Source organism: uncultured Arcobacter sp. (assembly GCF_937982575.1).
GTDB lineage: Bacteria > Campylobacterota > Campylobacteria > Campylobacterales > Arcobacteraceae > Arcobacter.
Window position 1 is genome coordinate 175,810 of record NZ_CALJLR010000015.1, and the last position, 18,459, is coordinate 194,268.

The 18,459-nt window shown below is 27.7% G+C and carries 22 protein-coding genes; 8 read left to right on the forward strand and 14 right to left on the reverse strand.

Going from position 1 to position 18,459, the window contains the following annotated elements; translation table 11 throughout:
- Positions 1 to 2: 2 nt before the first annotated feature.
- Positions 3 to 245 carry a hypothetical protein gene (locus Q0617_RS10800; RefSeq protein ID WP_298753291.1) on the forward strand — a complete coding sequence of 81 codons (243 nt, stop codon included), beginning with the start codon at positions 3 to 5 and terminating at the stop codon, positions 243 to 245.
- Positions 246 to 317: 72 nt separating this feature from the next.
- On the opposite strand, the gene Q0617_RS10805 is transcribed toward Q0617_RS10800, so the two are convergent.
- Positions 318 to 893 carry an NUDIX hydrolase gene (locus Q0617_RS10805; RefSeq protein ID WP_298753292.1) on the reverse strand — a complete coding sequence of 192 codons (576 nt, stop codon included), beginning with the start codon at positions 891 to 893 and terminating at the stop codon, positions 318 to 320.
- 97 nt (positions 894 to 990) lie between these two features.
- Here Q0617_RS10805 and Q0617_RS10810 point away from each other — a divergent pair, with 97 nt between their 5' ends.
- Complete coding sequence (locus Q0617_RS10810; protein ID WP_298753293.1) at positions 991 to 1,581, forward strand: hypothetical protein; 591 nt, start codon at positions 991 to 993, stop codon at positions 1,579 to 1,581.
- An 18-nt stretch (positions 1,582 to 1,599) separates the two neighbouring features.
- Positions 1,600 to 3,183: an ATP-binding protein gene (locus tag Q0617_RS10815; protein WP_298753294.1), complete on the forward strand. Its 1,584-nt coding sequence runs from the start codon at positions 1,600 to 1,602 to the stop codon at positions 3,181 to 3,183.
- Here the strand turns inward: Q0617_RS10815 and Q0617_RS10820 are convergent, their stop codons facing one another.
- The 7 genes from Q0617_RS10820 to Q0617_RS10850 form a co-directional block, all read right to left on the reverse strand.
- On the reverse strand, positions 3,184 to 4,356 hold the full coding sequence (locus Q0617_RS10820) for a HAMP domain-containing sensor histidine kinase (RefSeq protein WP_298753295.1): 1,173 nt from the start codon (positions 4,354 to 4,356) through the stop codon (positions 3,184 to 3,186).
- Positions 4,343 to 5,008: a response regulator transcription factor gene (locus Q0617_RS10825; protein ID WP_298753296.1), complete on the reverse strand. Its 666-nt coding sequence runs from the start codon at positions 5,006 to 5,008 to the stop codon at positions 4,343 to 4,345. The genes Q0617_RS10820 and Q0617_RS10825 overlap by 14 nt, the downstream gene beginning before the upstream one ends.
- Positions 5,009 to 5,023: 15 nt before the next feature.
- Positions 5,024 to 5,524, reverse strand: coding sequence for a YajQ family cyclic di-GMP-binding protein (locus Q0617_RS10830; RefSeq protein ID WP_298753297.1), 501 nt, complete (start codon positions 5,522 to 5,524; stop codon positions 5,024 to 5,026).
- A gap of 82 nt (positions 5,525 to 5,606) precedes the next feature.
- Positions 5,607 to 6,008 (reverse strand): DUF423 domain-containing protein, encoded by a 402-nt coding sequence (locus Q0617_RS10835; RefSeq protein WP_298753298.1) that lies wholly within the window; start codon positions 6,006 to 6,008, stop codon positions 5,607 to 5,609.
- A gap of 58 nt (positions 6,009 to 6,066) precedes the next feature.
- Positions 6,067 to 6,321 carry a hypothetical protein gene (locus Q0617_RS10840; RefSeq protein ID WP_298753299.1) on the reverse strand — a complete coding sequence of 85 codons (255 nt, stop codon included), beginning with the start codon at positions 6,319 to 6,321 and terminating at the stop codon, positions 6,067 to 6,069.
- A 74-nt stretch (positions 6,322 to 6,395) separates the two neighbouring features.
- Positions 6,396 to 6,845, reverse strand: a complete 450-nt coding sequence (locus Q0617_RS10845; protein ID WP_298753301.1) for a phosphoribosyltransferase family protein — start codon at positions 6,843 to 6,845, stop codon at positions 6,396 to 6,398.
- Positions 6,846 to 6,848: 3 nt separating this feature from the next.
- Positions 6,849 to 8,147, reverse strand: coding sequence for an NCS2 family permease (locus tag Q0617_RS10850; protein ID WP_298753302.1), 1,299 nt, complete (start codon positions 8,145 to 8,147; stop codon positions 6,849 to 6,851).
- 142 nt (positions 8,148 to 8,289) lie between these two features.
- On the opposite strand from Q0617_RS10850, the gene Q0617_RS10855 reads away from it, so the two are divergent.
- On the forward strand, positions 8,290 to 9,147 hold the full coding sequence (locus Q0617_RS10855; RefSeq protein WP_298753303.1) for an ARMT1-like domain-containing protein: 858 nt from the start codon (positions 8,290 to 8,292) through the stop codon (positions 9,145 to 9,147).
- Here Q0617_RS10855 and Q0617_RS10860 read toward each other — a convergent pair whose 3' ends face one another.
- Positions 9,148 to 9,507 carry a DUF6172 family protein gene (locus Q0617_RS10860; RefSeq protein WP_298753304.1) on the reverse strand — a complete coding sequence of 120 codons (360 nt, stop codon included), beginning with the start codon at positions 9,505 to 9,507 and terminating at the stop codon, positions 9,148 to 9,150.
- 81 nt (positions 9,508 to 9,588) lie between these two features.
- Here Q0617_RS10860 and aat point away from each other — a divergent pair, with 81 nt between their 5' ends.
- The gene (gene aat / locus Q0617_RS10865; protein ID WP_298753305.1) at positions 9,589 to 10,254 is read left to right on the forward strand and encodes a leucyl/phenylalanyl-tRNA--protein transferase; all 666 of its coding nucleotides are present in this window, start codon (positions 9,589 to 9,591) and stop codon (positions 10,252 to 10,254) included.
- An 11-nt stretch (positions 10,255 to 10,265) separates the two neighbouring features.
- Complete coding sequence (locus Q0617_RS10870; protein ID WP_298753306.1) at positions 10,266 to 10,838, forward strand: methyltransferase domain-containing protein; 573 nt, start codon at positions 10,266 to 10,268, stop codon at positions 10,836 to 10,838.
- A gap of 209 nt (positions 10,839 to 11,047) precedes the next feature.
- Here Q0617_RS10870 and Q0617_RS10875 read toward each other — a convergent pair whose 3' ends face one another.
- Positions 11,048 to 14,422 carry a transporter substrate-binding domain-containing protein gene (locus tag Q0617_RS10875; protein WP_298753307.1) on the reverse strand — a complete coding sequence of 1,125 codons (3,375 nt, stop codon included), beginning with the start codon at positions 14,420 to 14,422 and terminating at the stop codon, positions 11,048 to 11,050.
- Between the two features lie 121 nt (positions 14,423 to 14,543).
- Between Q0617_RS10875 and Q0617_RS10880 the strand changes: the two genes are divergently transcribed.
- The gene (locus Q0617_RS10880; protein WP_298753309.1) at positions 14,544 to 14,789 is read left to right on the forward strand and encodes a hypothetical protein; all 246 of its coding nucleotides are present in this window, start codon (positions 14,544 to 14,546) and stop codon (positions 14,787 to 14,789) included.
- Position 14,790: 1 nt separating this feature from the next.
- On the opposite strand, the gene Q0617_RS10885 is transcribed toward Q0617_RS10880, so the two are convergent.
- On the reverse strand, positions 14,791 to 15,621 hold the full coding sequence (locus Q0617_RS10885; RefSeq protein WP_298753310.1) for a methylated-DNA--[protein]-cysteine S-methyltransferase: 831 nt from the start codon (positions 15,619 to 15,621) through the stop codon (positions 14,791 to 14,793).
- A 94-nt stretch (positions 15,622 to 15,715) separates the two neighbouring features.
- On the reverse strand, positions 15,716 to 16,318 hold the full coding sequence (locus tag Q0617_RS10890; protein ID WP_298753311.1) for a hypothetical protein: 603 nt from the start codon (positions 16,316 to 16,318) through the stop codon (positions 15,716 to 15,718).
- A 223-nt stretch (positions 16,319 to 16,541) separates the two neighbouring features.
- Between Q0617_RS10890 and Q0617_RS10895 the strand changes: the two genes are divergently transcribed.
- A complete protein-coding gene (locus tag Q0617_RS10895; protein ID WP_298753312.1) occupies positions 16,542 to 17,462 on the forward strand; it encodes an MBL fold metallo-hydrolase in 921 nt (306 codons plus the stop codon).
- An 8-nt stretch (positions 17,463 to 17,470) separates the two neighbouring features.
- Here the strand turns inward: Q0617_RS10895 and Q0617_RS10900 are convergent, their stop codons facing one another.
- Positions 17,471 to 17,965 (reverse strand): redoxin domain-containing protein, encoded by a 495-nt coding sequence (locus Q0617_RS10900; protein WP_298753313.1) that lies wholly within the window; start codon positions 17,963 to 17,965, stop codon positions 17,471 to 17,473.
- 138 nt (positions 17,966 to 18,103) lie between these two features.
- Positions 18,104 to 18,385, reverse strand: coding sequence for an iron oxidase oxidoreductase (locus Q0617_RS10905; RefSeq protein ID WP_298753314.1), 282 nt, complete (start codon positions 18,383 to 18,385; stop codon positions 18,104 to 18,106).
- Positions 18,386 to 18,459: the final 74 nt, after the last annotated feature.

The window sequence follows — 18,459 nt, forward strand, 5'->3', positions numbered from 1 at the left end:
AAATGAAATTAGGTAAAAAATTAGCTATCTTAGCAATTGTAGGAACAACAAGTTTGTTTGCATCAGGAGTATCTGATGTTAGTCAATTAGTTTATAAAATCAATAATACTGCTGATGTGAAAATAAGAGCAGAGTTATTAAAAGAGCTTGACACGAAACTTACAAATATGGATAAAAAAGAGCTGCCTGCCGCACAAGAGATTGTTAGTAACAAACTACAATTAGCTAAAGTTCTAGAAAGATAATGTTAAAAAACTATTTCTATAAATATTATTTAACAATTAAAAATAGCTGGTTAATCTATATTTTCTAAAGTTCTATTTAGATAATTTCTTTTCCATAAACCACATAAACGAAAACATCAATCCTGGTGTTTTCGCTTTATTTTCATCATAAATAAACTCTTCATAATCATCAACTTTCAAATACACAGTCTCAATCTCTTCATCATGAATTCCACCACCACTGTGTTTTTTCATACTATCATCTATTTTGGCATAATATAGGTGTTGTTTTGCTCCACTTACTCCAACATTTGTATAAAAAGAGGTTATTTTTTCTATATTTTCTATAGGAACATCATATCCACACTCTTCATCTATCTCTTCTTTTACAATCATTTCTAAAGAGATATCCTTATCAATAATCCCTGCACAAAGTTCATAAGTACATAGGTTTGAGTTATCATTTAAATAAACAGGTGGTCGAAACTGTTTTACTAATAAAAATGCATTTTTATTTACATTGTAAAGTAAGACAGATACAGAATCAAAACTCTTAACTGCTTCCCATGACTTTTTTACACCATTTTGCTTATATGTTATTTTTACAGGGTGTACAAATTTTGTATTATTTAACTCAGATGTTTCAAAATTTTTTATAATATTATTCATAAAATAGCCTTTATATTTTGATATTCTATACAAAAATTATTTAAAGAAAGTAAACATATAGTAAAATACATATAAGCTACAAAGTATAAGGTTGAAAATGCAATTAAAATATGTAGGGCCCAAACCTATGATTTCGGAACATGGTATAAGTTTTAAAGATGGTAAAGAAGACAAATATGTATATATTCAAAATGCAATAGAGATTCTACATGCACTAAATCATGAATATATAAAAGGTAAAGTATATAAATATGATCCTGACTTTACAAACTTGTCAGATCAAGAGGTAGAAGATACTATTACAAAGTATAAACCTGAATTAAAAGATACAATTGAAAAAGAGGTAGACTCTTATGAAATTTATTTAAAAGCGGAGATTGAAAATATAAAAGATTCGCATCCTCTTTTAAGTGATTTAGAACTAAATGCCCTAAAAAACAATTTAGAGATAATGCATGAATATAGAGTTCAAAGAGCAATAAACAAAATCTATTATATGCATATTATAGAAATAATCTCAAACTTAATCAAAGAGCATAAAATAAGAGATATTAGTATTCCTTTTAATGAAAAGTTTTGGCATGTATTACAGACTATTCAAGGATATTTGGCTCAAGGTAAAACTTCTGTTGAGTCAAAGCTTATTGAAAACGAAAATTGTACTTTAGAGTTACAAATAAGATTCTAGTTATTGGAGATAAAATAGGTGGGGAAAAGCACATTTAATTTATTTAAAAACTTAACTATAAAAGTCGATTTAGACAATAATATAATTAAGGCAAACTCTGCTTTTCTAAAGTTTATCAATAAAAATATTGAAGATGTTTTAGGAAAAAAAGAGAGTGATTTTTTCAAACAACTCAACTTATCAAATAATTCAAAACAGATTTTAGATGAAACAATTGAAATAAACAAAGAGATATATTATTTCAAAATAAAAAGAGTTCTAGTAAAAAAAATTAACAAAGAGCCCTATATAAAAATCATACGAAGAAATATTACTGAGTTTAAAAAATATTCAGTTTTATATGATGACCATAAAAATCTATTAAAGTATATTGCCACAGCTAAACCAATTGAATTTATTCTAGATGAGATTATTAAATCTGTTGAAAAAAGAAATAACAATATGATTTGTTCTATTTTACTTTTAGATGAATCCAAACAAAAACTAATAAAAGGTGCAGCTCCATCTTTGCCTGAGTTTTACAATGAAAAACTAAATGGTATGCAAATAGGAGCAAATGTTGGTTCTTGTGGTGCAGCAGTTTTTCTAAAAGAAAGGGTTATTGTCAAAGATATACAAACCCACGAGAACTGGAAATATGCAAAAAACTTAGCTGCAAAAGTTAACCTTCAAGCATGTTGGTCTCAACCATTTTTCTCCTCTTCAAATGAAGTATTAGGCTCTTTTGCTATTTATTATAATACTCCAAAAGAACCTAGCGAATTTGATATAAAACTTATAGAAGATATTGCAAATATCACTGGAATTGCTGTTGAAAATCATAACAATTATTTACAGAAAAAAAGATTTGAAGAAGAGAAAATAGAAAAAGAACAAATCCTAATGCATAAAACAAAACAAGCCATGATGGGAGAAATGTTAGAAAATATTGCCCATCAGTGGAGACAACCTTTATCTATCATATCAACCTATGCTACAGGTATTTTGATGAAAAAGAAATATGGAATTGATACATCAAATATAGAAAACGAAGCATTTGAAAGCATTAATCTAAATGCCCAATATCTTTCAAATACCATTGATGATTTTAGAAATTATTTTGCTACAGTTAAAGAAAAAAATAGTTTTTCAATAGATACTGTATTAAATTTAGCACTTAAATTAATAGATTCAAGAGTAGAGAATGAAAATATTAAAATTAAAAAAGAGATTGTTCCTATAATAATTACAAATTATGAAAATGAGCTAATACAAGTATTGATAAATATTCTAAATAACTCAATTGATGTACTCTCAGAGCTTAAAAATACAGAGGATAGATATATAGGTATACAAGCTTATAAAGAAAATGATTTATTAGTATTAAAAATCTTAGACTCTGGAAATGGTGCACCAGAAGATATATTGGAAAGAATCTTTGAACCATACTTCACAACAAAAAAGCAAAAACTAGGAACTGGTATTGGACTATATATGTGTCAAGAAATAGTTGGAAGACATTTAAAAGGTACAATAACAGCTAAAAATGCATACTTTTATTTCCAAAAAGATAGCTATTTGGGTTTAGAGTTTGAAATAAGAATCCCAGATTTAAAGCAATAACTATTTTAAAACTGACTCAAAATCTATGTAAAATATAGAACCTTTGTCCACATGTGATTCTAGCCATAGCTTTAAGTTGTACTCTTTACATACTTCACTTACAATATCTAAGCCAATACCAAAACCACCTTCAAAATTTTTGCCTCTTTTATATCTTTTAAAAATCTCTTTTTGGTCTTTTTCTTCAATACCTATTCCAAAATCTTGAACAGAAAAAACACCTTTCTTTACTCTTACAATTATCTTAGAATCTTTGTTAGAATATTTAATGGCATTTGAAATAAGATTATTTACTATTTTTTGTGTTTTTGTTTTATCCATAAAGATATCACACTCATCTAACTCTTCATAAATCTTAATACCTTTTGTAATAGCAATATCTTGAAAAAACTCAACACTCTCATTAATCAATTCATTAAAATCTATATTAACATCTAAAAAAGTATCTTGTTTACTAAAAGCACTATAGTGCATATCATTATATAGCTGTGAAATTTGTTTTGCACTACTAACTATATAGTTCAACATTTTCTCAGGGTTTCTTCCTTGTTTTAATGTTGATGTAGAAGTCATCAAAACTGCAATTGGAGTATTTAATTCATGTGCAGAGTCTTTTATAAACTTATCCATATGCTCTACTTTTTCTCTTACAGGCTTTAATAAAAGCTTTGCAAGTAAATATCCAATAAAACCAATAAAAATGGTACTTAAAAAAAGAATTAATATAATATAAATCTTTAGTTTTTTTATCTCACTAATTGCTTGATTTGTCTCTATTACTATATATTTGATTTTGATTTTTTCATGGTGTTGTTTTTCTAATTGTGATACATGAAAAGAATGAGTTGAGTTATGAGATACTTCAGTATTTAAGTCTATACTGCTGTTTTCAAGTTTTGAGTAGATGAGATTTCCATCTTTATCAAAAAGTCCATATTTTAGATTTTTGTTTTTTAACTCTTTGGGTACAAAAGTTTTATTTTCCATTTCTGCATTAAGTATATCTGCTTTTATTTTATTTGCTGCACTTATCATCTCAATTGAGCACTGACGTTCCACCATATCAGTCTCTTTTTGGTAGTAAGATAATAATAAAATAGAAAGAATTAAAACTGTTGAACCTATATAAATAAAAAGAAAACTATATAGGGCTTTTTTTTCATTTTTGTTCAAACTTGTACCCCACTCCCCTTATGGTCTCTATTTTTTCTTTTCCTAGTATTTCTCTAAGATTTTTTATATAAACCCTTATAGTAGCATCAGTTGGTTGTTCATCATATTGCCAAATGTTTTGTAATAACTCATCTGAAGAAATCACCCTATTTGCATGGTTGACAAAATACTTTAAAATATCTCTCTCTTTTTGAGCAATATGAACTTTTTTTTCATCCAATAAAACTATACACTCATGGGGAATAAAAGAGATACTATTATCAATCTTTATCTCATCTCTTGTCCCCAAAGAAAAGTATCTGCAAAGTCTATTTATTCTTTGTTCTAACTCTTCTAAATCAAAAGGCTTTTTAATATAGTCATCACTTCCTAATTCAAAGGCAGTTTTTAGATGTTTTGTATCTTGGTATGCAGTTATTATTATAATTGGTGTTCGACTCTTATAATCATCTCTAACATGCTTTAAAACATCAAGTCCTGACATAGTTGGAGTATTTACATCTAATATTGCAAAATCATATACACTCTCAATTAGGTTTTCTAAAGCATCTTCACCTTGAGTACACAAAGTTACTTCATAGCCTTTATGATTTAAATAATCATTTAAAATATCACTTAAAGCTGGGTCATCTTCTAAAAGTAAAACTTTCATGATATTCCTTGAGTTTTATTTGAAGTTATCAAAAACTAGTGGTGATTTAAAGTCCAATGATTTTAAATGTTTCATGATAGTTTGTAAGTCATCAATATTTTTTCCAGTAACTCTTATCTCATCACCTTGGTTTACAGCCTTTACTTTTAGTTTAAGGTTTTTTATCTCTGTTTGGATTTGTTTTGCTTCATCTTGTTTGATTGAATCAACTATTGCATAAACATACTTTCTGTTTCCACCTGAACTATCATCTTTTTTTGCTTCATCAAGTGAATTAATAGATAAGCCTCTTTTATTCATTTTTGAAATCAAAATATCATACATAGCATCAACTTTATTATCACTAGAAGATATTAAAGTTATAGTTTTAGCACCTTGATTAAAATCTATTTCTGCTTTTAAACCTTTAAAGTCATATCTATTTTCTATCTCTTTTTGTGATTGAATAACTGCATTTTTTAGTTCTTGCATATCTAACTTTGCAGAAATATCAAATCCATGTTCTTTTACTGCCATATTTTCTCCTATTTTTAATAATTATTTATACATTATATAAAATTTATATGTAATAATTGTTAAGAGACTCTATTTATCTCTTTTATTCTTTAATTTTCAGTTCATTAAGAACAGTAAATCCAATAACCATCCACGAAATAATCATCAATGTCCCACCAAATGGTGTAATTGCACCTAACCATGAAACTTTTAAAATAACTAACAAATATAAAGAGCAAGAGAAGATTAAAGTACCTAAAATAAGTAGATATCCAGATACAACGATTTGTTTAGAATTTGGTAAGAAATGAGTGATTAGTGCTATAGCGAAAAGTCCAAGTGTGTTGTAAAAATGGTATTGAACACCAGTATTATATATGGCCATCATATACTCGTCGTTTGTAGCCTTTAATCCGTGTGCACCAAAAGCACCAATTGCGATGACAACTGCCATCATAAATGAGGCAATAATCAAAAAGTTTTTTGTATTTTTTGTTACTAACATATATACTCCCTAATTTCTTGGAAGTATATCGAAAAAAAATTAATTTGAAAATTTAAAATTATTTTTTAGCAGAAAAACCTGCACCTTTTTTCTCTTTTTTCTTTAAATCTAGATCTTCAATTATCTCTTTAAAATCAACACCATCTTGATTCATTTTAGCAAAACATGCAGCAACTACAGCTATAGCATTTGGAACTTCTTTTTTCTTTTTATATGCTTGAATGTTTTTTTCACTAACTTTTATTAGTGCTGTAAACTTTGGAATCGTTAACTCAGCATCCAAAAGAAGCTTCTTAAAATCTATAAATGTCATATATTCTCCTATTTTAATAATAATTAATTATACTAGATATATACTAAATATATATAATATATATACTAAATATATTATTTAATATCTACTTCCCAAAAAAACTCTATCCACTTATCAGCTATTTTAACACTATAATCAGCCTTAATACAGGCTGTTGGCTTATAAAAGATGGTAGCTAGTTTAAATTCTGTATTTGGAAACTTTTTATTTAAAAGCTTTAAAATTTCCCTCATAGTTTCACCACTATCAACGATATCATCAATAACCAAAACTCTTTTGGCATGGGATAAGTCAGGAATATTAAAGATGTTAAAAGTATCTAGTTTTAACTCACCCTCATAATGTATAGAATTAATCGTAAATACATTTCTCATATTTAAAGCCTGTCCCATTAGATGCGACAAAGTTAAACCACCTCGTGCTACTCCCAATAAGATATCAGGCTCATAATCTCTACATTTGTCTACTAAAACTTGAGTATCATTTTTAAACTCATCATAACCATAATAATATTTTTCTTGCAATTTTTAACCTCTTAATATAAAAACTAATAATGAAATAAATGTCAAAAGAAAGATTCCTAAATTTAAATCTTCTCTCTCGTTTTTTACCAATTTTATGATAGTAAATACTATAAACCCTGCTGCAATTCCATTTGTAATAGAAAAAGTCAAAGGCATAAGTAACACTATAAAAAATGACGCTGAAGCAGTAGCAAAATCTACTTTTTCAAAATTTATTTTACCCAATTCACTAAACATCAAAATTCCAACAACCACCAAAATTGGATAAATAGCATTTGAAGGAATAGATTTAAAAAGTGGCAACATAAAAAGTGTTGTTATAAAAAACAAGGCTGTAAATACAGCTGTTAATCCTGTTCTTCCACCTTGTTCTACACCAGAAGCACTCTCAATAAATGAAGTCGTAGTAGAGACTCCTAATAAACTTCCACCAACTGTTGCAATTGCATCTGCTTCAAGTGTTTTTTGTAAAGATTTATCTTCTTTATTATTCTCTTGAAAAAGATTAGCACGTGAACCAACACCTGTTAAAGTACCTAAGGTATCAAACATATCTGTTATTAAAAAAGTAATGATAACGGGTAAAAGTGACAAACTGATTGCACTTGCAATATCAAGTTGCATATATATAGGGGCAATAGATGCTGGTGTTGAAAATAACTCTTTTGGAGCATCCCCTATTCCAAAGAACCACGCAATTATAGAGGTAATCATTATTGAAAAGATAAAAGAACCCTTTAAATTATAAGAAAACAAAATAAAAGTTAAAATCAAACCAAAAGTACCTAACATAACTGTATCTTTTGTAAAATCTCCCAAGGCAACAAGAGTAGCTGGGTTGTCAACTATCATACCCATCTGCTTTAAACCAATAAAAGCAATAAAGGTACCAATACCTGCACTAATTGCTCTTCTTAAATTCATAGGAATAGAAGTCATAATCCAAACTCTAAAATTAGTAAAAGATAAAGCTACAAAAAGCAAACCTGAAATAAACACAATACCTAAGGCTGTTTGCCAAGGTATATTCATACCCAAAACTAAACCATAAGAAAAATAAGCATTTAATCCCATACCTACACTCATAGCAATAGGTGTATTTGACCAAATACCTGAAAATAGTGTTGCTAAAATCGTAATTAGTGCTGTTGCTGTTATAACAGCATCCATAGGTAGCCCTGCATCTGAAAGTATAAATCCATTCACTGGAACAATATACATCATCGTCAAAAATGTAGTTAACCCAGCTGTAAACTCAGTTTTAACATTTGTATTATTTTTTTTTAATTTAAAAAAACCCACATAAAATCCTAAATAAAAGAGGATATTCTCTTTTTTTGTCCTAAAATAATAGCTAAAGTTGGATAATTATTAATTAAAGCAAGTAAAATAATCAAAGATAAAGAAATATTTTCTATAATAAAAAAAACATAAAAGTGAAAAAATGAATATAACAAAAGATTGTGTTGAGTGTATAGTAGGACAAATAGATAAAGCAACAAAATTACTTAAACTTGATGAAAAATTAGCAAATGAGATTAATAGTGAAGTAGAAAAAAGAGCTTCAGGTTTTGATTTTGAAAAGTCGCCTCCTTTTGTGGCAAAAGATGTTTATGAATATCTTGCCTTTAAAACAAATCTAAAAGATCCATTGGAGACTTTAAAAGAAGAATCTATAAAAAAAGCAACAACTTATCTACCACTTATTGAAGAGAAAATTTCTTCAAGTGAAGATAAACTTTTCACTGCAATAAAAGCTGCAGTTGCTGGAAATGTAATTGATTTTGCTACAACAAAAGAGTTTTCTTTAGATGAAGAGATAAATTCTATATTCCAAACAGATTTTTCAATAAATGATTATAAAATATTTAAAGAAAAGCTAGAAAAAAGCGACTCTTTGATTATCTTAGCTGATAATGCAGGGGAAAATGTATTTGATAAGGTTTTGGTAAAAACAATAGTTAGCTTATATCCAAATATTCAAATATCTTATGCCACAAGAGGAAAAGCTATAATAAACGATATCACTACAAAAGAAGCTTTGCAAAGTGGTATTGATAAATATTGTAAAGTTATTAGTTCAGGTGTTGATACTCCAGGATTAGACAAAACTAGAGCTTCTAAAGAGTTCATGGAACTATTTAACAAAACACCCTTAGTATTATCAAAAGGTATGGGTAACTTTGAGTGCTTGGAATCATACAATGATGAAAAAATATTTTTCTTATTTAAAGTAAAATGTAATGTAGTTGCAAAAACTATAAATAGAAATTTAGGAGAGATAATCTTAAAAAGAGGATAACTAAATATCCTCTTCTTTTATCTCTTGGATTTCATCTGATTCTTCTTGAACAGTTTCATCTAAAGTTTGAATTTTCTCTTTTTCTTTCTTTAATTCTTCTCTTGCAATTATCTCTAAATAACAAGTTTCACAATTATCAGCAGCTGCTAAATCAATAGATTTGATTACATGAGAAAGTGGTATTTCAACTGGTGTTTCATCAGCTTTTGCAAACTTACAATCAAAAAACCAAAAGTGTTTATCAGTTGATAATGTTTTTCTTTGTTCTCTTTTTATATATTTTCTTATCTCATTTTTTATTGATTCTACAACTCTTTGAGGTTTTTTATTTTCTACTTGAAGTTTAAAAGTTTTTTTCAAATTTTTCCTTTTTTTGCAATTGTACCCAAATTTACTCCATATGATGACAATTTTTAGTGAAATTGAGATAACATTTTTACTATGAAAATATTAGATGATAAAGAAAAGATTTACTTACTTGATGATAATAACTTTGATTTCCCAACTCTAAATATGATGAAAGATGATTTAGTTGCTATTGGTGGAGACTTTCATCCCCAAAGAATAATCAATGCTTATCAAAATGGACTTTTTCCTTGGTATATAGATGAATACAATTACATTCATTGGTTTAGTCCTAAAAAAAGAATGGTTTTATATCCAGAAGAGTTTAGACTAACAAAAAGCCTAAAAAGAGTTATAAAAAACAAAGGCTTTGTAGTAAAATCAAACGAACGATTTGAAGATGTTATAAAATCTTGTGCAAATATAAAAAGAAAACATGAGGATAATACTTGGATAAGCCATGAGTTTATAGAAGCTTATACAAATCTTTTTCACCTTGAATATGCTTTTTCTATTGAGTGTTATTTAGATGAAAAACTTGTAGGTGGACTTTATGGGTTACTTATTGGTGATATATTTTGTGGAGAGAGTATGTTTGCAGAAGAAAAAGATGCTTCAAAAGTAGCCTTTTATCATCTTTGCAAGCAAGCAAAAGAGAATGGTATCAAAATTATAGATTGCCAAGTCTACAATGATCACCTTGCAAGTTTGGGTGCAAAAGAGATAGATAGAGAAGAGTATTTTAAAATTTTAGGAAAATAAAAAGGTATAAGATGGCACAAAAAGATAAAACAAAATGGGACAAAAAATATAATGAAACTCCCTCATTACTTGAAAAAAGAGAGCCAAGTAAAAAGTTAATTGAAATATTAGATAAAGTAAAGGGTAAAAAAACTCTTGATGTAGCTTGTGGAGCTGGAAGAAACTCTATTTATCTTGCAACAAAAGGTTTTGATGTTGATGCTATGGACATATCACAAGTTGCACTTGATGAGCTTGATAAAAAAGGCTTTGAAAATATAAGTACTAAATTAGTCGATTTAGATGAATATGAAATACCTAAAAATAGTTATGACCTCATTGTTATGACAAACTTTCTTAATAGAAAACTAATCCCAAAACTATCAAATGCACTTAAAATAAATGGCATACTATTTATAGAAACATATATGGAAGATAAAGATAATGAAAAGCCTCCATCAAACCCTGATTTTTTATTAAAAAAAGATGAACTTAAAAGCTTTTTTAATGAAGAGTTTGAAGTTTTAGATTATGATGAGTTTTTTAATGAGAGTTATGAGTTATATAGAATGAAAAAACAAGCTATTACTATTAAAAAGCTTTAAAATACAAAGCTACTATTTTTTATAACACCATATTTCAATTATTAAGCTATACTACCTAATAAACTCAAATAAAGGAGATAGTATGGCTAAAGGTAAAGATGTACAGAAATCTGTTAAAACAGAACCTGCAAAATCAATGAAAGAAAAAAGAGCTGATAAAAAAGCTAAAAAAGCTTCAAAAAGTTAATATCAAAATTTGTTTTATATTTTTAATCTTTCTCATATAAAACAAATTTATTTCTTCCACTCTCTTTTGCTTTATATAAAGCAGTATCTGCAAAGTTATAAATATGTTCAGAAGCATCTATTTCATCTCCATATGCCACATATAGTCCAAGAGAAGCTGTTATATAACTACTTGCTTTGTTGTGCTTATGTTCTATCTTTAACTCTTCAATTTTTTGATTAACCAATTTTGCAAAACTTATGGCATCTTCTTTATCTTTTGGAGTAAATATAATTGCAAACTCTTCTCCTCCTACTCTAAAAGGAACATCAGAGGCACGTTTACAAATATCAATTAACGCTTTCCCTACACCTTTTAATACGCTGTCACCTTTTTGATGTCCATAGAAGTCATTGTACTGTTTGAAAAAATCAATATCTAATATAATCAATGCAAAAAAATGCTTCTCACGTTTTGCACGATTAAGTTCGTTTTCAAATACTTCATTAAAATATCTTCTATTATATAAACTTGTTAATTCATCTGTTATAGATATTTTTTCTATTTTCTTTTTATCACTTATATCTTGTCGGATTGCTGTATAACCTACTATTTTATTCTTCTCATCAAAAATAGGAGAAATAACGGCATATACCCAATAAAAACTTCCGTTTTTATTTCTATTTTTTATTTCACCTTTCCAGGTTTTTCCACTTGAGATTGTTGACCATAACTCAACAAATAACTCTTTTGGCATATCTTTGTGTCTTATGATTCTGTGATTATTGCCAATTAGTTCTTCTTTTGTATATCCACTAATATCACAAAAAGCTTGAGAAACAGAAACAATAGTTCCATCTATATCTGTACTTGATGTTAAGACATTTTCATCTACTACATGAAGATATTTTGAAAGTTTATCGTTAAGTTTACCTATAGCTTGGTTTTTGATTATGATGATTAAAAGTATAATTGAAAATACCCCAATTACATAAAGTATAGTTTTATAATCAATATTCTCTTCATACTTAATTGATAGCCATTTATTTAAAATCTCTTTATTTTTCTCTAAAGGTACGTTTGATATTAATTTATTAATTATCTCATTTAAAATAGGTTCATCATTTCTTGTTGCCATGGGAAAGCCAACTATAGTATCTAGTTTACCTGCTATTTTTAGATTTGTTGAAAAGTTTTCTTGAATGTGATAACCTATAACTGGAAGAACTCCAATAAAACCATAAAGCTCATTTTTATTTACTTTTTCTAAACCCTCCATTGTATCTTTTACTTCAACAATTTTGATATTTGGATATTTTTTCTTTAATATCTCTGAATAGGCAAAACCTTCTACAATAGCCAGTTTTTCTGACAATACAGATGAAATATCATTAATAAAAGGCTTTTCAGATTTAGTAGAGATAACCAAAGGCATACTCATAAGATTTTCAGTAAAATTAAAATAGGTTCGGCGTTTTTTTGTATCCATCATAACAGTTACAAAATCACAAGTTCTATTTTCTGCTAATCTAATAGTATCTGACCAATTTTTGCTAGAAACAAGCTCAAGAGGAACTGGTAACTCTTCTTGAAAAAGTTTTATATACTCAGCTGTCATACCAACATGTTTACCTTTTTCTATTTTTTCAAAAGGCAACCAATTGGGGTCAATACAAAATTTTAACTTTTTCTTAGACTGCAAATAGGCATATTGTTCATCTGAAAGTTTTATCTTTTTTGATGCGTTTACGTTTAACCACTTTTCTTTTAAATCTAAAACTTCATTATGTGGCATTGCCATATAGGTTTTTTCTAAAATTGATTTAAGTAGTAAGTTTCCTTTTGAAACCCCCATGTATAGTGGAGTTTCAGAGGGAATAAATTCTACATTGTTTAACTGTATAGTCTCTAAATTACTCAACCAGTTTTGACTAATATAATACTCTGTTGTAGGCAAACTTCCAATTACAGCATCTGCTTTACCATTTGACACAGCAATAACTGCTTCTTTTGTATTATTAGCTAAATAAAGTTTTTGATTTGGATATCGATTTTTTAAAATAGTATGTATAAAAGACTTATTTAATACAGATATAGTTTTATCTTTCAAGTCATCAAAAGATTTTATATTTGAACCTTTTCTAACTGTTAGACTTGTTTTATAGCTAATATGCTCAAATTCAGTAAAGTTTATAAACTTTTTTCGTTCATTATTAATAGCAACGTGAGGTATGATATCAAGTTGTTCATTTTTTAGCATATCAAGAGATTCTTTCCAACTTTTATGACTAATAAACTCTATTTTAACTCCAAGAACTTTTGCCATCAAATTCATATAATCTACTGTGTAACCTAGTGCTTGATTATTTTCAATGAAGTTAAAAGGAGGGAAAGCATTTAAGTTTTGAACTCTTAAAATGGGATTTTCATCCAAATACTTCTTTTCTTCTTGTGTCAAATTGATTTTTGATTTTGCTTCAATATACTCTTCAAATATAAAATCATTTATATTAAATGACTCTATATTTGAACCATATTCATTATATAAATCAGAAATATATCTAATCCTACCCTTATCTACATTTCCTAAAGAGACTACTTCTCTCATGATAAGTTTTTCAATAGCTTTTGCTTCATAACGCAAATGTTCAAGTGACTTTGAAGAATTATATTTATTGTGTATTAGTTGAATAATTTCTTCTTTGTGGTCTAAAGCATAATTCCACCCTTTTAAAGTAGCTTCTTTAAACTTTTGAACCCTTTTGGGATGATTCTTTACCTCATCTTCACTAGTAAATAAGATATCACCATAAAAGTCAAAACCATAATTAGAAGGATTGATAATATTAATATCTATGTTCTTTTCTTTAAAATAAAAAGGCTCATTACTCAAATAAACAGGAGAAACATCAATCTCTTTGTTTATTAGTTTTAAATAATCATCTTTTTCTCTTTCTCGAATCAAATTTGGTTTTACATTTAATTTTTTAAACATAGCTAATACTGCGAAACCATCTGTATCATTAGGATAAAAAAGTACATCTTTTCCACCTAAATCATAAGGAGAATTGAGACCGCTACTTTTTAAAGATATTAAAGCACTAGCACTATGTTGAAAAATAGGAGATACAATAACAACAGGCTCTCCCTTTGCTTTATAAAGTATCAGTATAGAATCGGCAATCCCATATTGAGCTTTGCCTTTTATTACTTCTTCGACGTTATTATATTTTAGGTCTCTTTGTTTTATCTCTACATCTAAACCAGCCTCTTTATAAAAGCCTTTCTCTTTTGCAGCATAATAACCTGCAAACTGAAATTGATGAAACCATTTTAGCTGTAAAGTCACTTTTTCTTGAGAATAAAGTGAAGTAAATAGCGATAAAATTAAAAAAAGTTTAAACATTATTTTTGACATGAAAATCCATTAAATCTTATTTTTAAATATTATATCATATTAAATAAATAATAAAACCCCTTAAAAAAAATCAAAGAAAACATCGTTAAAATACTATTATATACAAATAAAAGGATTTATAATGAGAGTATTAATTTCATATCCTACAGACATAGGTATTTTTGATATAGGACAAAGTGAAGATAAGGAATACCATGTAATATTTGATGATACATCATTAGGAGCTTTTACTTCAATCCAAGAGGCAGTTGATAATCTAATCACAAATAAAACAAGCGCAGTAATAGACCCAAATACAAATAAAGAAGTTGATACTTCAAGCTTAGGTATTCCTCAAGACTATACTGAATGGGACTCTTCTTACTAAATTATTTTTCCGCTTCTTCAAAACTAAGTATGACTTTTTTTCGTCCTACTTTCCATCTATATCCACCCATAGCTGCACTTTTTGAAATAACTCTATGACAAGGAATTAAAAAGCCAATATGGTTTGCCCCTACTGCACTGGCTACTGCTCTTACTGCTTTTGGTTTTCCAATTAAAGTAGCAATATCTGAGTAAGTTGAAACTTCTGCTTTTGATATGTTTAAAATAGCTTTCCAAACATTTATTTGAAAGTTTATTCCTTTTACATATAGACTTACTTTTTCTTTATTTATAAAGATTTTATCCAATAATTCTTGGGCATGCTTATCATCTTTGATAAACTTTGCCTTTTCCCACGATGACTTTAGTCTACTAAAAACCTCATCATATGATTCATCATAGAACTCTAAAGCACATATGCCCTTTTTTGTACTAGCAATCATAGTTTTACCAAAGATTGAAAAACCAAAGCCATATCTTATCTCTAGATTTTCACCTAGCTTTTTGTACTCATTTGGAGTTACTCCAATAAAGTTAACAAAGAGTTCATGAAGTCTACTTGAACTAGATAGACCTAAATCAATCGAGCTATCTAATATGGACTTGGAAGTTTGAAGTTTCTTTTTTGCGTATGAAAAAGTAGTTGCTTGTAAAAATTGTAAAGCAGAGATACCTGCATACTCTTTGAAAATTCTTGAAAAATGGTATTTACTCATCCCCACATGAGCTGCGACCTCATCTAAGTTTGGCTGATATAAATAGTTTTCATCAAAATATTCAATTGCTTTTTTAATATCTTCATAGTATCTACTTTTTATTTCTAATTCATTCATTTTAATATCTTTTATTAATTATATATTATTACATAAGTTAAGTATGTAAAAGTATATAATTTTAAAAGAATATTTACAATCCGAATCTTGCTATTTATAAAAGTTTGAAGATTTTCAATACCGTTCTTGTTCCACCTGAAGCTATTGATTGTTCTGCTCTAAAAGTAAGGTCAGACATATCTTTTAACAATAAATCAAACAAATCATCATAAGAGTATTTTGGATAGTTACTTTGTAAGGCAAGTTTATTATAATCAGTATCTGTTAGCCCTTCTTTTGTCCAATCTTTTAGAGAATCATAAGAGATTGCATAGGCAAAATTATGAAGTCTATTATCACTTTGTTTTGCTTCTAATACAACTCCACTTATTGCTTTATTGTTTAAAACATCTATAAACTCATCATCAAGAGTTTTAGAGTCTATAATAACAGGCATATTTTCAATAGTTTCTAACTCTTCAATATTGGATACTCTTATTGCCACACAATTATTGTCTTTAGTTTCATAAAAGTTTATTGGAAGAGTATACTTAAACCTCTCATATTCACAACAAAGTGCTTGTGCTTTTTCTACATCTTCTTTTGTCTTAGGGTTGATTATAAAATACTCCACTCTGGTATCTTCAATAAGCTCTTCAAAGTTTTCTAAAAACTCTTCATCAATACCTTCAAGTTCTATATTCATATCTAAAACCATTTTATTCCTTTAATATTTGATAAAAAGATTTCAAGCATTTATTGTTCCTTTTTAGAAAATAAAGGTACCAATTTTTATATATTTTTAGAATTTATAAAAAGCAGCTACTCTTAGATACATTTTTTTGAATATATTATAATACAGGTGCATATCTTACTTCACTATTATATTGCCAAGTGCAATTAAAATAGTATAATATTATTACAATCAAAAGGATGAAGTTATGATTAAAAGAGTTCTTGTGCTATTGAGTGCTTTAGGTAGTCTATTATTTGCAGATATTTATAATCTAAAACCTATAAAGATTACAGATGATATTAGCTGTGTAATAGGAGATATAAATCCACCAAATAAACAAAACAATGGATTTGTTTCAAATATGTGTTATGTAAATATGGGAAATAGTTTAGTTGTACTTGATGCAGGACCTACTTACATATTTGCAAAAGAGTTTCATAAGCTAATGAAAAAAGAGTATCCAAATAAAAAGATATCCCATGTAGTTTTAAGTAATTATCACGATGATAGAATTCAAGGGGCATCTTACTTTAAAGAACTTGGTGCAAAAATTCTAGGACACAAAACTATAAATGATGACATAAAACAAAACCCTTCAAAATTTCAAAGGATGAAAGCAGTTTTACCAAAAGAGATTTATCAAAAAACAGAACTAATAAATGCTGACACTTTAGTTGAGGGAGGATATAAGATAAAAGGAAGTAAAAAAACACTTGAAATAATAAAACCTAGCAAAATCTCAGAAGAAAAAAGTGATATAGCAGTTTATTCAAAAGATGATAGCTTTTTATTCGTAGGAAATATGGTATTTAATGGAAGACTCCTAAGCTATAAAAAGACTTCAAATATAAATGGCTGGATAGAAGCCTTAGAAAACTTAGCTAAAATAAAAGCAAAATATCTTTTAGGTGGACATGGAAAAGATTTTCATAAAGATTCTTACAAAGCATCTTTAGAATACCTAAAAATATTAAGAGATGACGTAAAAAAAGCATATGAAGATGAGATTGATATTTTTGAAGTTAAAAATCATGTCAAAAGCAAAAAGTTTGATTATCTTAAGCATTTTGAACAGTTAAATAGCGCAAATATATCCATATATTACACTCAACTTGAGTGGGAATAAAGTATAACTTATTTACTTAATAACATCCTTGTATAGAGTCCAGCGGTAGTTGTATACCCTACTTCACTAAATTTAAAGTTTTTATCTTTATCATATATAAGTGTAGTAGGGAAAACTTCTATATTAAACTTTTGAAAATAAAAACCATCTTCATCATTTACTACCTTAAATGTAAGATTATGTTCATCAAGATAATTTTGTATCTCCTCTTTACTTCCAGATTGAACTGCAATAGTTATTACTTCATACTCTTTTGATAATTTTTGTATATTAGGTGATTGAACTTTACAAATAGGACACCATGTAGCCCAAAAATAAATCAGTATAGGCTTATCTTTTGAGACTTCATATTCAGTTCCATCAAAAAGATAAAATGTATCTATATTTAGTCTATCTTTATTTAGATCAAGTGAGCGATAATAACTAATTGCATTCATAGCAATTGTCAACATCACCACAAGTATTACACCCTCTTTAATGTATTTTTTTATTTTATCTTTCAATTATTGCCTTACTTAGTACCTAGTGTTATCTTCTCTTAAAATACAGTAATTGTATTAAAATAAAAGATAAAATGCCAATTATGAAAAAAATAAAAAACTGTATGAAATAAAATAGTCTATATCTTTTCTTACTTGAACTTATTGTGGAGGTTTACGAAATAAGGTACACCAACCATTTGGACTTATTGAACCTTCAACAACCTTACAGGTATTTGATTTAGGTTCAAAATGCATACAATCTTTACAGATTTCACCATTTTTAGGACTATCTTGATATTTAAATTGTTTTTTAGAACCTTTTGCATGTAGTGGAGTTGTTGATAAAGTTACTAGACCAAGAAAAGCCATACTTTTAAAAAACCCTCTTCTATTTAGCAGTTTGTTTAAACTTTTGATATTATCTTTAGATTCATGTTTCATTGCATATCCTTTCATTTTGCTACATTGATTCTTTTGATTATACTAACAGCTTACTCACCTTTAAACTACTTAAT

Excerpts from the sequence above, each read along its gene's own strand:
- Q0617_RS10800 (WP_298753291.1), top strand. The coding sequence starts at position 3 with ATGAAATTAGGTAAAAAATTAGCTATCTTAGCAATTGTAGGAACAACA.
- Q0617_RS10805 (WP_298753292.1), bottom strand. The coding sequence starts at position 893 with ATGAATAATATTATAAAAAATTTTGAAACATCTGAGTTAAATAATACA.
- Q0617_RS10810 (WP_298753293.1), top strand. The coding sequence starts at position 991 with ATGCAATTAAAATATGTAGGGCCCAAACCTATGATTTCGGAACATGGT.
- Q0617_RS10825 (WP_298753296.1), bottom strand. The coding sequence starts at position 5,008 with ATGAAAGTTTTACTTTTAGAAGATGACCCAGCTTTAAGTGATATTTTA.
- Q0617_RS10830 (WP_298753297.1), bottom strand. The coding sequence starts at position 5,524 with ATGGCAGTAAAAGAACATGGATTTGATATTTCTGCAAAGTTAGATATG.
- Q0617_RS10835 (WP_298753298.1), bottom strand. The coding sequence starts at position 6,008 with ATGTTAGTAACAAAAAATACAAAAAACTTTTTGATTATTGCCTCATTT.
- Q0617_RS10840 (WP_298753299.1), bottom strand. The coding sequence starts at position 6,321 with ATGACATTTATAGATTTTAAGAAGCTTCTTTTGGATGCTGAGTTAACG.
- Q0617_RS10855 (WP_298753303.1), top strand. The coding sequence starts at position 8,290 with ATGAATATAACAAAAGATTGTGTTGAGTGTATAGTAGGACAAATAGAT.
- aat (WP_298753305.1), top strand. The coding sequence starts at position 9,589 with ATGAAAATATTAGATGATAAAGAAAAGATTTACTTACTTGATGATAAT.
- Q0617_RS10870 (WP_298753306.1), top strand. The coding sequence starts at position 10,266 with ATGGCACAAAAAGATAAAACAAAATGGGACAAAAAATATAATGAAACT.
- Q0617_RS10875 (WP_298753307.1), bottom strand. The coding sequence starts at position 14,422 with ATGTCAAAAATAATGTTTAAACTTTTTTTAATTTTATCGCTATTTACT.
- Q0617_RS10880 (WP_298753309.1), top strand. The coding sequence starts at position 14,544 with ATGAGAGTATTAATTTCATATCCTACAGACATAGGTATTTTTGATATA.
- Q0617_RS10885 (WP_298753310.1), bottom strand. The coding sequence starts at position 15,621 with ATGAATGAATTAGAAATAAAAAGTAGATACTATGAAGATATTAAAAAA.
- Q0617_RS10890 (WP_298753311.1), bottom strand. The coding sequence starts at position 16,318 with ATGGTTTTAGATATGAATATAGAACTTGAAGGTATTGATGAAGAGTTT.
- Q0617_RS10895 (WP_298753312.1), top strand. The coding sequence starts at position 16,542 with ATGATTAAAAGAGTTCTTGTGCTATTGAGTGCTTTAGGTAGTCTATTA.
- Q0617_RS10905 (WP_298753314.1), bottom strand. The coding sequence starts at position 18,385 with ATGAAACATGAATCTAAAGATAATATCAAAAGTTTAAACAAACTGCTA.